Here is a 12427-nt window from a genome sequence, read left to right as displayed (position 1 = left end):
CTTGATCAGCACCACGGTGCCGAGCATCAGCGCGATACCGGCCAGCATCTGGTTGGAGATACCGAACAGCGGCCACAAGGTGTTGATACCGCCCAGCGGGTCGATCACCCCTTGGTACAGCAACCAGCCCCACATGGCCACGCAACCGGCGGTGGCGATCAGGTTGGCGGTCCAGGATTCGGTGCGGCGCAGGGCCGGCACGAACGAACCGAGCAAGTCCTGAAGCATAAAGCGCCCGGCACGGGTACCGGCGTCGACCGCGGTCAGGATGAACAGCGCTTCGAACAGGATCGCGAAGTGGTACCAGAACGCCATGGTGTTTTCACCCGGCAGAACACTGTGCAGGATCTGTGCGATCCCCACCGCCAGGGTCGGCGCACCACCGGCACGGGCCAGGATGGTGGTTTCACCGATGTCATGGGCCACCGCCTGCAACGCTTCCGGCGTGATGGCAAAGCCCCAGTTGCTGACCGCTGTCGCTACCGCCACCACATCACCGCCAACCACGGCAGCCGGGCTGTTCATGGCGAAGTACACGCCTGGCTCGATCACCGACGCGGCGACCATGGCCATGATCGCCACGAACGATTCCATCAGCATGCCGCCGTAACCGATGTAGCGGGCGTTGGTTTCGTTATCCAGCAGTTTCGGTGTAGTACCGGAAGAGATCAGCGCATGGAAACCCGAGACCGCGCCACAGGCGATGGTGATGAACAGGAACGGGAACAGACCGCCCTTCCATACCGGGCCGGTGCCGTCGATGAACTGGGTCAGCGCCGGCATTTTCAGCTCGGGCATGGTCACCAGGATGCCGATGGCCAGGGCCACGATGGTGCCGATTTTCAGGAAGGTCGACAGGTAGTCACGCGGCGCCAGGATCAGCCATACCGGCAACACCGCCGCGACAAAACCGTAGCCGATCAGCATCCAGGTGATTTGTACGCCAGTGAAGCTGAACGCCTTGGCCCACACCGGATCCGCGGCAATCTGCCCACCGAGCCAGATCGAACCGAGCAGCAGCACCACGCCGATCACCGAGATTTCGCCGATGCGACCGGGGCGGATGTAGCGCATGTAGACGCCCATGAACATCGCGATCGGGATGGTCGCCATCACCGTGAAAATGCCCCAGGGGCTTTCGGCCAGGGCCTTCACGACGATCAGCGCCAGCACCGCGAGGATGATGATCATGATCAGGAAGCAGCCGAACAGCGCGATGGTACCGGGGATGCGGCCCATTTCTTCACGGACCATGTCGCCCAGGGAGCGACCGTTGCGGCGGGTGGACATGAACAGGACCATGAAGTCCTGGACGGCACCGGCCAGCACCACGCCGGCGATCAGCCACAGCGTGCCGGGCAGGTAGCCCATCTGCGCCGCCAGCACCGGACCGACCAGCGGACCTGCACCGGCGATGGCTGCGAAGTGGTGACCAAAAAGAATGTGTTTGTTGGTCGGAACGTAGTCCAGACCGTCATTGTTGAGCACAGCGGGAGTGGCCCGGCGCGCATCGAGTTGCATGACATTGTTGGCGATGAACAGACTGTAGTAGCGATAGGCGACCAGATAGATGGCCACGGCAGCGACCACAATCCACAAGGCGTTGATGGCCTCGCCTCGGCGCAGTGCCACGACACCCAAGGCACACGCACCTACGATTGCCAGCACCAGCCAAGGCAGATGGCGTAGCGGGCTATTATTATTTTTCATTTTATTATTCCAGCCAGAGTGGACAAGAAAGACAGCCACCCCGAGTTTAGCGCTCCTGACGGCAAAGGCCATACCCCGACATTGGTCTGGACACCTGCACGCGCTGGCAGCCTTTGATCAGGCGGGTCTATAGTCAGCGTACATTTCCGAGGATCGCGCCATGAGCGAGCACCCTGCCGAACGTCGCCGCTTCAAACGTATTGCGTTCGATGCACGAACCGAGCTGAGTCAGGGTGAGTCCACCTGGTCGGTGAAGTTGGTTGATCTGTCGCTCAAGGGGTTATTGATCGAGCGTCCCGATCCTTGGTTGGGCAACCCGCAGCAGGATTTTCTGGTCGACATACATCTGAGCGAAGAGGCCGACATCACCATGGATGTGCAACTGGCCCATGACGACCATGGCCAACTTGGCTTTGTTTGCCGGCACATCAGCCTGGAATCCATCGGGCGCCTGCGGCGGTTGATCGAGCTAAATCTGGGCGACCAGCAGGAGCTTGAGCGCGAACTGGGTGCCCTGATCGAAGTCTGACCGCCCGGCAACCATCCAGTGTGGGAGCGGGCTTACTCGCGAAGAGGCCGTTACATTCAGCATCTCCGTTGACTGACACACCGCTTTCGTCGGAACGCCGCCCGGACCAAGCCCGCTCCCACAGGGTTTGTGTTTCCCCTGCAGATTATTCGAACAACGCATCCAAGGCCTGCTCCAGGCGAGTAACGGCAATGATCTGCAACCCTGCCGGAGCCTCCTTCGGCGCATTACCCTTGGGCACGATGGCCCGCTTGAAGCCGTGCTTGGCAGCTTCTTTCAATCGCTCCTGACCGCTAGGCACCGGACGCACTTCACCGGACAGCCCGACTTCACCGAACACCAGCAGATCGTGGGGCAACGGCCGGTTGCGCAAACTGGACATCACCGCCGCCATCAAGGCCAGGTCGGACGCCGTTTCCAGCACCTTGACCCCACCGACCACGTTGAGGAACACGTCCTGATCGTGGGTCGGAATGCCACCGTGACGGTGCAGCACCGCCAGCAACATCGCCAGCCGGTTCTGATCCAGCCCCAGCGTGACCCGACGCGGGTTGGCCAGGTGACTGTCGTCCACCAGCGCCTGAACCTCCACCAGCATCGGCCGCGTGCCTTCCCACGTTGCCATCACCACACTGCCCGGGACTTCTTCCTGGGCGCGGGTCAGAAAAATCGCCGACGGATTGGAGACTTCTTTCAGGCCTTTGTCGGTCATGCCGAACACGCCCAATTCATTGACGGCACCGAAGCGGTTCTTCACCGCCCTCAGCAGACGCAGGCGCCCATCGGACTCACCCTCGAAATACAGCACGGTGTCGACCATGTGTTCCAGCACCCGAGGGCCCGCCAGCGCGCCTTCCTTGGTGACGTGGCCCACCAGGAAGATCGCCGTACCGCTCTGTTTGGCATAACGCACCAGTAACGCCGCGCTTTCACGTACCTGGGATACACCACCCGGGGCCGATTGCAGTTGCTCGGTAAAGATCGTCTGGATCGAGTCGATCACCATCACCCTGGGCTTTTCCTGACGGGCCGTGGCAATGATGGCTTCGATGCAGGTTTCGGTCATGACCCGCAGTTGATCCTGAGGCAACCCCAGGCGCCGTGCACGCATGGCCACTTGCTGCTGGGACTCTTCACCGGTGACGTACAACGCCGGCATGCTCTTGGCGAGGTTGCACAGGGTTTGCAACAGAATGGTCGACTTGCCGATGCCCGGGTCGCCACCGATCAGCACCACCGAGCCATCCACCAGACCACCACCCAAAACCCGGTCGAGTTCGCTGGAAGCGGTGGAGAAACGCGGAATTTCTTCGACACTGACTTCGGCCAGGGTCTTGATCTGCGCCTGCTGGCCGGCCCAGCCGGTACGACCGCTGGGGGCAGCTGCCCCGCCGCTTTCCACCATGGTTTCGGTGAGCGTGTTCCAGGCCCCGCACTCACCGCACTGGCCGGCCCATTTGGGGAAGGTTGAGCCGCACTCGGTGCAGCCATACATGCGCTTGGCCTTGGCCATCGGAACCCCCGGAAAAAAACGCGATGATAGCTCAGCCAAGGCGCGCGAGTACGGTCAGGTACTTTGCAACCCGTTTAATATTTTCAAAATATTTCAACAGGCTCAGGCATACCGATATACGCCCCCCTACAAAAACTTGTATAAGTTTTTCCACGCACGCCCGACAAACACTAGAGACACGCCTTACTGAACGACTTGAAAACCTATACAAACTTTATTCAGTTACACATTTAGTGCAAAATCAATTAAACAAAACACAGCTATCCGCTCCGAGCAATACATAACTTTCTAGCCCTCCAGAACTAACGAAACAGTTAATACAACTACAAACGCACTAGTTCTAAATACAGCCTCCTGACCACCAGCTGCGCGTTCAACTTAAACGGCCCGACTCAGGGATGGTCTCTCAACTCTGGTTCGCTGAAACAAACGACGCCCTGTCGTTGAGAAAAGTCGTATTCGAACTGCCTCAGAATGGCTGACCAGCCCACACATGAGATCGATCGGTGATTTTTTCAACACCGCCCGGGTCGATTGCTGGCAAGCACAACAGGCACTTGACTCGAGCAGGATGCGATTTGCTGATTTACACTGCGCTTATCAACCTCATCTGTAACAAGGAAATAACCTATGGGCGTGCTTAACGAGTTCAAGGCCTTCGCGGTCAAAGGCAACGTGGTCGACATGGCCGTCGGCATCATTATCGGTGCAGCCTTCGGCAAGATCGTTACGTCGTTTGTCGGTGACCTGGTCATGCCGCCAATCGGGATGCTGATCGGTGGCGTGGACTTCAGTGATCTGGCCATAACGCTCAAGGCAGCAGAAGGCGCAACTCCAGCGGTGGTGCTGGCGTATGGCAAATTCATCCAGACCATCATCGACTTCGTCATCGTCGCCTTTGCGATTTTCATGGGCGTCAAGGCCATCAACCGCCTGAAGCGCGAAGAGGCCGTGGCCCCTAGCCTGCCGCCGGTTCCCACCAAGGAAGAAGAATTGCTGGGCGAAATCCGCGACTTGCTCAAGGCCCAGAACAACCGGCCTTGACTTCATTAGCGAAAAAAAACGGCGCTTTGAGGCGCCGTTTTTCTTACCAGAAGTTTTCCACCGCCACCTGGCCGGGTCGCCGACTGAGGCTCAAGTGCATGTCCCGCTGTTTAAGCAGCTTGCGCGTGTCATCGATCATCTGCGGATTGCCGCACAGCATGACCCGTGAGTGCTCAGGCGTCAGCGCAACACCCGCGACACGCTCCAGCTCGCCGTTTTCAATCAACGTGGTGATACGCCCGTTCAATGCGCCAGGATGCTGCTCACGAGTGACCGTGGTGATGAACTGCAGTTTGTGTGTGTACTCCGCCAGATACTCACGTTGCGCCAACCCTGCGATCAGCTCCTGATAAGCCAGTTCCCGGGCTTCGCGAACGCTGTAGACCAGGATGATCCGCTCGAATCTCTCCCAGACTTCGAAGTCCTGGAGTATCGACAGGAACGGCGCCAGGCCCGTGCCTGTGGATAACAACCACAGATCGCGTCCATCGACAAAACGGTCCAGCGTCAGGTAGCCGAAAGCCTGGCGGTCGACCAGTAATGTATCGTCAACGCCCAGTCGGCACAGTTCGCTGGTGAACTCACCGCCCGGTACGACAATGGAAAAGAACTCGAGGAACTCGTCAAAGGGCGAGGACACCATGGAGTAGGCACGCCATACCGTGCTGCCATCAGCCTTGGTGACACCCAATCGGGCAAACTGCCCCGCCCGAAAACGAAACCCTGCATCCCGGGTGGCGCGCAGGGTAAACAGGTTCGGGGTCAACGGATGAACCTCGCGCAAGGTCTGACGCGTAAATTTTTCTTCACTGACGGACATGGAAGGCTCCAATCAAAAGACACCCCCAGTGTCCCGCAAAGAAAGCAGCGTAAACACCGACAGTTTGTAGTGACATTAATCTGCACCAGCGACTTGTTACAAAATATTACGCCCAACCATAGATATAAAATGACATATGGATTTTTTAACTCATCAATTGCCTAAGAACCTTAAATACACTTTTCCAACAGCCAAAAGAGCAAATTTGTTGCACCAGCACCGTAGGAACTGTCCTACACTCGTCACGTGCCGCATTTTGGATCCAATTCTTCACCCAAAAGACACACTTATGGAGATCATTCTATGGAGATCTGGAAAGAGTCACAGCTCAAGCAATTGGCGCATACGCAAGAGATCAATACGGCCTATCGAATCGCGCTCAATTTTGCCAAAAACCTTGGATATAAATTCTGTGGCTTTTCAATTACTTCAAACTCAGTCGGGATCGACGCCAGTACGGTGAACCTGAACAATTTCCCTCATGAGTGGAATACCCAATATGAAAAAAACCACGTCTCGCAAATAGATCCGGTAATGGCTCATTGCAATCATTCATTATTGCCTGTTCTCTGGAGCGAGGAGCTTTTTTCCAGGACACCATGGCTATGGCAGTTGTTGCAGCAACAAGGTTTGCAGCATGGCTGGTCCCAGGCGATCCACGATGAGGAAACAGGCCTGCGCAGTATTCTCAGCCTGGCCAGGAGCCATTGCCCCATTTCCGCTTTTGAGCTGTACGAGAATCTTGGGTTCTCGGTGTTCATCAGTCGCCATCTGCACGCTCTGGCAATCGCAATGCAACCGAAAAAACCGGCTCCCCCTCAGATTCCCCCCTTGTCACGGCGGGAACTTGAAGTGTTGAAACTGTCGGCCGATGGCAAGACGGCCTATGAAATTGCCAGGATCCTCAATTTGAGTGAGCGCACAGTCAACTTTCATGTACACAGGGCTATCGAGAAGCTTGGCGTCAACAACAAGATTGCGGCCGTCATCGCCGCGGCACGGTCCGGAGCCATCTGAAAAGCCCGACTGCGGGAAAACCTGCGGGTAATCCAGGCAAAAAAAACGTACCATTTGCGGTCCCTCCTGAGTGATAGCGTGTAGACCTTCACGGCGCAGTACACTCGGACGGCTCCGCCCGCTCCTACGCCTTAGGGTAGCGGGACATCAGTTGATTACCCAGAGCCCCCCCATGCCTTTGCTCGAAACACCCTTCGCCAGCCTCGACCTGATCCGCCAGCCCGAACAGCAGAACGAACCGCTGCAAGCTTTCGATGCGGCCGATGAATACCTGCTCAATCATCTGGCCGAACAGCAGCCGGCGTCAGACACCCGGGTATTGGTCCTCAATGACAGTTTCGGCGCGCTGGCGGCCAGCCTGGCGGGTAAGGTCCGGGTGGTCAGCAGCGGTGATTCGTTCCTGGCCTTCCAGGGCCTGGAAAAGAACCTGGTGCGTAACGGCCTGGCGTTTGATGCGGTACCGGGCGTCCCCGCCAGCGAGGCCCTTGTCGGGCCGTTCGACTGCGTGCTGATCCGTGTGCCGAAAACCCTGGCGCTGTTGGAGGAACAACTGATCCGCCTGCAGGACCAACTGGCGCCCGGCGCCCAAGTGGTTGCCGCGGCCATGATCAAACATCTGCCCCGGGCGGCGGGCGACTTGCTGGAGCGCTACATCGGCCCAGTGCAAGCCTCGTTGGCCGTGAAGAAAGCGCGGCTATTGATTGCCACTGCTCAAGACAAAGCACCAGCCGTGTCGCCTTACCCGACGCGATACAGACTCGACGAACCGGCTATCGAACTGCTCAACCACGCCAATGTGTTTTGCCGCGAAGGCCTGGACATTGGTACCCGGGCGTTTTTGCCACACCTGCCGAAAAACCTCGGCTCGGCGCGGGTCGCCGATCTCGGTTGCGGCAATGGCGTTCTGGCCATCGCCAGCGCCCTGCAAAACCCCGAGGCCCGCTACACACTGGTGGACGAATCTTTCATGGCCGTGCAATCGGCCTGCGAAAACTGGCGCGCAGCGTTGGGTGAACGGGAAGTGACCGTGCGTGCCGGCGATGGCCTGGCCGGCCAGGAGCCGCAATCGCTTGATGTCGTGCTGTGCAATCCACCGTTTCACCAACAACAAGTGGTCGGCGACTTCCTGGCCTGGCGGATGTTCCAGCAAGCGCGCGAAGCGTTGGTCGTGGGCGGCGCGCTTTACATCGTCGGCAATCGTCACCTGGGCTACCACAGCAAGCTGGCGCGATTGTTCCGTGGTGTCGAGCAAGTGGCAGCCAATCCGAAATTCGTGATCCTCAAGGCGCGTAAGTAACAGGCAAAAAAAACCCTCCGGTCGGAGGGTTATAAATCCGTGCCTTGAGGCTACGGGAGAGATGTCAGTGCGTGGTCAGGCCGGCCGCGTTCATGAACAGACGCATCAGGCTGGCGACGATGAACAAGGCGCCCACGCTGCCAGCCCAGATCAGGGCCAACCAGCCTAGCCGCTGCCACAGCGGCTTTTTTTCGGCTTCTTCAATGTCGTGCAGGGAATCTTTGCCGCTCATTGCTTTGATCCTCCTTCAGTGCGATGGCGCCGATTGCGGCACCATCGCAGGGTTCCATGGGGCTAGTGATAGCCGTCTTCATGGGTGACCTTGCCGCGGAACACGTAGTAGCTCCAGAAGGTGTAGCCCAGGATGAACGGGATGATGAACAGCGTGCCCACCAGCATGAAGCCCTGGCTTTGCGGTGGCGCGGCAGCATCCCAAATCGAGATCGACGGCGGGATGATGTTCGGCCACAGGCTGATGCCCAACCCGCTGTAACCGAGGAAGATCAGCACCAGGGTCAGCAGGAACGGCGTGTAGTGAGCGTTGCGGGCCACAGCGCGGATCAGGCCGTACATCGTCACCAGCACCAGAATCGGCACCGGCATGAACCAGAACAGATTCGGCATGGTGAACCAGCGTGCGGCGATTTCTGCGTGAGCCAACGGGGTCCAGATGCTGACGATGCCGATCACCGCCAGCAGCACGTAAGCCAATGGCCGAGCCAGGTCATGCATCTGTTCCTGCAACTTGCCTTCGGTCTTCATGATCAGCCAGGTGCAACCGAGCAACGCATAGGCCACCACCAGCGCCGCACCACAGAACATCGTGAACGGTGTCAGCCAGTCCAGTGAACCACCGGCGAACTGCCGGTTGACCACCGGCAGTCCATCGATGAACGCACCGAGCGCAACGCCCTGGAAGAACGTCGCAGTGATCGAGCCACCGATGAACGCCTTGTCCCACAGGTGACGCTTGTCATCCCTGGCCTTGAAGCGGAACTCGAAGGCCACACCGCGGAAGATCAACCCGATCAACATCAGGATCAGCGGCAGGTACAACGCCGAGAGCACCACCGAATAGGCCAGCGGAAACGCGCCGAACAACGCCGCGCCACCCAACACCAGCCAGGTCTCGTTGCCGTCCCAGACCGGGGCGACGGTGTTCATCATCACATCGCGATCCGTCTTGCCCGGAATGAACGGGAAGAGAATGCCGATGCCCAAGTCGAAACCGTCCATGACCACGTACATCATGATGCCGAAGATGATGATCACGGCCCAGATCAGCGGAAGATCAATACCCATGATTCAAATCTCCTTGGTCAGGCTGTGGCCGGCATCGGCGTGATCGTCGTCGGCTGCGGACAACGGACGGGCCGGTGTGCGTTTCTGGCCGGGGCCGCCGTCGTTGGTTTCCTTGCCCTCGTCGATCTTCGGTCCCTTGCGCACCAGGCGCATCATGTAGCCAAGACCGGCGCCAAACAGCGCGAAATAAACCACGACAAACAGGATCAGGGTGATGCTCATCTGCATGAAGCTATGGTTGGACGACGCATCCGCCGTACGCATCAGGCCGTAGACCACCCACGGCTGACGGCCGATTTCCGTGGTGAACCAGCCGGCGAGGATCGCGATCAGGCCTGACGGCCCCATCCACAACGCCAGGTACAGGAACGGCCGCGAGGTATAGAGGGTGTCACGCTTGCGCAGCCACAGGCTCCACAACCCTGTGAAGATCATCAGGAAGCCCAGGCCCACCATGATCCGGAACGACCAGAACACAATGGTCGAGTTTGGCCGGTCTTCAGGCGGGAACTCCTTGAGGGCCGGCACCTGTTTATCCAGGGAATGCGTGAGGATCAGGCTGCCAAGATACGGAATCTCAACGGCGAACTTGGTCTTCTCCTCTTTCATGTCCGGCCAGCCGAACAGAATCAACGGAGTCGCCTCATTGCCTTTGTTTTCCCAGTGCCCCTCGATCGCGGCGATTTTCGCCGGCTGATGCTCAAGCGTGTTGAGGCCGTGGAAGTCGCCAATGACCGCCTGGATCGGCGCCACGATCAACGCCATCCACATGGCCATCGAGAGCATTTTGCGGATCGCAGGGTTGTCCTTGCCGCGCAGCAAATGCCAGGCCGCGGAGGAACCGACGAAGAAGGCCGTGGCTACGAACGCCGCCGTGGCCATGTGCATCAGGCGATAGGGGAACGAGGGGTTGAAGATAATGGCCAGCCAGTCGGTGGGGATGACCTGACCGTTGACGATCTCGAAGCCCTGCGGGGTCTGCATCCAGCTGTTGGAGGCGAGAATCCAGAAGGTCGAGATCAGCGTACCGATAGCGACCATCACGGTGGCGAAGAAGTGCAGGCCACGCCCGACCTTGTTCCAGCCAAACAGCATGACGCCGAGGAACCCGGCCTCGAGGAAGAATGCCGTGAGCACTTCATAGGTCAGCAACGGCCCGGTCACGGAACCGGCGAAGTCCGAGAAGCGGCTCCAGTTGGTGCCGAACTGATAGGCCATTACCAGGCCGGAAACCACCCCCATGCCGAAGTTGACGGCAAAGATCTTCGACCAGAAATGGTAGAGGTCACGGTAGGTGTCGTTATGGGTTTTCAGCCAGAGGCCTTCGAGTACCGCCAGGTAACTCGCCAGGCCGATGGTGATGGCCGGAAACAGGATGTGGAACGAGATGGTGAACGCGAACTGGATTCGGGCGAGATCAAGTGCCTCTAAACCGAACATAAGTCTTCCTCTGTCAGGTAGTACGGCTGCCGGCTGGAAGCCTGCACCCACGGCCCCCACGGGTATGGAGTGTGGCGAATCCCTTTTTGTTCTTTTTCTGCACGCATCACAACGCAGGGAGTCTGGCCTTGCGGCCGCCGGATCAATTCCTTTTGCGGGTTTTGATCTGGATCAATCAACGTTGAAAGAGTAGTCCCATTTTCGGGCATGAACCGCGTGGTCTTTTGCCGCGTGACAAGTTGCCTCACGGCCTTGGTCACAAGCTGAAATACATTTCCTGTGGGAGCGGACTTGCTCCGGGCGGCGTTCCGACGAAGGCGGAGTGTCAGTCGACTTCAATGCCGGATGTGCCGTCCTCTTCGCGAGCAAGCCCGCTCCCACAGGGATTGGTAGTGCTACTGAATTCGATGTCTGGCTAACTAAATTTTTTGTCATGGCAACTTCCTGTTACAGGTTGATGCTAATCTCGCCGTTCCCCTCTCCCCAGATTTTCCCGCAGATGCCCAGCCAAGAGCCCTTGCTGTTACGTCACCATCGCCCTTTTCTCGCGTTCTGGCTGGCCCGGATTTTCACCGCCAGCGGCTTCCAGATGCTCACCGTGGCCATCGGCTGGAACCTGTATCAATTGACCGGCAACGTGCTTGACCTGGGCCTGGTCGGCCTGGTCGAGTTCGCCCCGCGCGTGCTGTTCATGCTGCACACCGGGCACGTCGCCGACCGCTATGACCGGCGTAAGGTCGCGGCAATCTGCCAGTCCTTGCAGGCACTGATCGCCCTGTCGCTGGCCATCGGCAGCGCGACCGACCATGTCACCCGGGAAATGATCTTTATCCTGGCCTTCCTGCTCGGCGGCGCTCGCTCCTTTGAAATGCCGACCACCCAGGCCCTGCTACCAAGCATCGTGCCCAGCGCACTGTTTCCCCGTGCGGTGGCCGCCGCGCAATCGGCCCAGCAATCGGCAACCATCGTCGCCCCGGCCCTCGGCGGCTTGCTCTATGCCTTCGGCAGCGTCTGGGTGTATGGTCCGACGGTGCTGCTGTATGTCATCGCCTGTTCGCTGATGCTCAACCTGCCAGCCCGGCAAACCCCGCTGAACAAGGGCAAGGCCACTCTGGATTCACTGCTGGCGGGCATTCGCTTTATCCGCAGTCGTCCGGACATTCTCGGGGCGATCTCCCTCGATCTGTTCGCGGTGCTATTGGGCGGCGCGACGGCGCTGCTGCCGGTGTTCGCCAAGGACATCCTGCTAACCGGCCCGTGGGGCCTGGGCTTGTTGCGCTCGGCACCGGCAGTGGGTGCGCTGCTGATGTCGCTGTTGCTTGCGCGGTTTGCCGTGGAACGCAATGTCGGACGGGTGATGTTTACCGCCGTGGGCATCTTCGGCGTGGCAACCATCGCCTTCGGCCTGTCGACCTCGTTCTGGTTTTCCCTGGCGGTGTTGGTGGTGTTGGGCGCGGCAGACATGATCAGCATGGTGATCCGCGCCTCGTTCGTTCAACTGGAAACCCCGGACGAAATGCGCGGCCGGGTCAGCGCCGTGAACGGTCTGTTCATCGGTGCTTCGAACCAGCTGGGAGAATTCGAATCAGGCCTGACCGCCCACTGGTTCGGTACCGTGCCAGCCGTGGTCATGGGCGGGATCGGCACACTTGTGGTGACCGGGGTGTGGGTCAAACTGTTCCCGACACTGGCCAGCCGCGATCGCATGCACGTGGCTAAAGATGAAGAGAAGGAAGAAGCGAAAGCCTGAAGTTA

At 58.9% G+C, this 12427-nt stretch carries 11 protein-coding genes; 5 read left to right on the top strand and 6 right to left on the bottom strand.

What is annotated here, in order from left to right:
* The coding region (locus ACCD00_RS11895; protein WP_413424656.1) for a carbon starvation CstA family protein at positions 1–1710 on the bottom strand (1710 nt) is incomplete at its 3' end.
* Between the two features lie 160 nt (positions 1711–1870).
* On the opposite strand from ACCD00_RS11895, the gene ACCD00_RS11890 reads away from it, so the two are divergent.
* Positions 1871–2239 (top strand): PilZ domain-containing protein, encoded by a 369-nt coding sequence (locus ACCD00_RS11890; protein WP_413424654.1) that lies wholly within the window; start codon positions 1871–1873, stop codon positions 2237–2239.
* A gap of 145 nt (positions 2240–2384) precedes the next feature.
* Here the strand turns inward: ACCD00_RS11890 and radA are convergent, their stop codons facing one another.
* Positions 2385–3752 carry a DNA repair protein RadA gene (gene radA, locus ACCD00_RS11885; RefSeq protein ID WP_057400505.1) on the bottom strand — a complete coding sequence of 456 codons (1368 nt, stop codon included), beginning with the start codon at positions 3750–3752 and terminating at the stop codon, positions 2385–2387.
* A 630-nt stretch (positions 3753–4382) separates the two neighbouring features.
* Here radA and mscL point away from each other — a divergent pair.
* Positions 4383–4796 (top strand): large-conductance mechanosensitive channel protein MscL, encoded by a 414-nt coding sequence (gene mscL, locus ACCD00_RS11880; protein WP_413424651.1) that lies wholly within the window; start codon positions 4383–4385, stop codon positions 4794–4796.
* Between the two features lie 43 nt (positions 4797–4839).
* Here mscL and ACCD00_RS11875 read toward each other — a convergent pair whose 3' ends face one another.
* A complete protein-coding gene (locus ACCD00_RS11875; protein WP_413424649.1) occupies positions 4840–5616 on the bottom strand; it encodes a ferredoxin--NADP reductase in 777 nt (258 codons plus the stop codon).
* Positions 5617–5919: 303 nt separating this feature from the next.
* Here ACCD00_RS11875 and ACCD00_RS11870 point away from each other — a divergent pair, with 303 nt between their 5' ends.
* Entirely contained in the window at positions 5920–6633 is a 714-nt protein-coding gene (locus ACCD00_RS11870) for an autoinducer binding domain-containing protein (protein WP_413424647.1), read from the top strand.
* Between the two features lie 172 nt (positions 6634–6805).
* Complete coding sequence (locus ACCD00_RS11865) at positions 6806–7930, top strand: methyltransferase (protein WP_413424645.1); 1125 nt, start codon at positions 6806–6808, stop codon at positions 7928–7930.
* A 64-nt stretch (positions 7931–7994) separates the two neighbouring features.
* Here ACCD00_RS11865 and ACCD00_RS11860 read toward each other — a convergent pair whose 3' ends face one another.
* From ACCD00_RS11860 to ACCD00_RS11850, 3 genes are all read right to left on the bottom strand, one after another.
* Complete coding sequence (locus ACCD00_RS11860; RefSeq protein ID WP_413424643.1) at positions 7995–8162, bottom strand: DUF2474 domain-containing protein; 168 nt, start codon at positions 8160–8162, stop codon at positions 7995–7997.
* 62 nt (positions 8163–8224) lie between these two features.
* Positions 8225–9232 (bottom strand): cytochrome d ubiquinol oxidase subunit II, encoded by a 1008-nt coding sequence (gene cydB, locus ACCD00_RS11855; RefSeq protein WP_413424641.1) that lies wholly within the window; start codon positions 9230–9232, stop codon positions 8225–8227.
* 3 nt (positions 9233–9235) lie between these two features.
* Positions 9236–10672, bottom strand: a complete 1437-nt coding sequence (locus ACCD00_RS11850; protein ID WP_110657142.1) for a cytochrome ubiquinol oxidase subunit I — start codon at positions 10670–10672, stop codon at positions 9236–9238.
* A 499-nt stretch (positions 10673–11171) separates the two neighbouring features.
* On the opposite strand from ACCD00_RS11850, the gene ACCD00_RS11845 reads away from it, so the two are divergent.
* Positions 11172–12422 (top strand): MFS transporter, encoded by a 1251-nt coding sequence (locus ACCD00_RS11845; RefSeq protein ID WP_413424639.1) that lies wholly within the window; start codon positions 11172–11174, stop codon positions 12420–12422.
* Positions 12423–12427 lie beyond the last annotated feature (5 nt).

The organism is Pseudomonas sp. Pseusp3 (assembly GCF_047304225.1).
GTDB classification, from domain to species: domain Bacteria; phylum Pseudomonadota; class Gammaproteobacteria; order Pseudomonadales; family Pseudomonadaceae; genus Aquipseudomonas; species Aquipseudomonas fluorescens_CD.
This window is presented reverse-complemented; position numbering and strand designations above follow the sequence as displayed.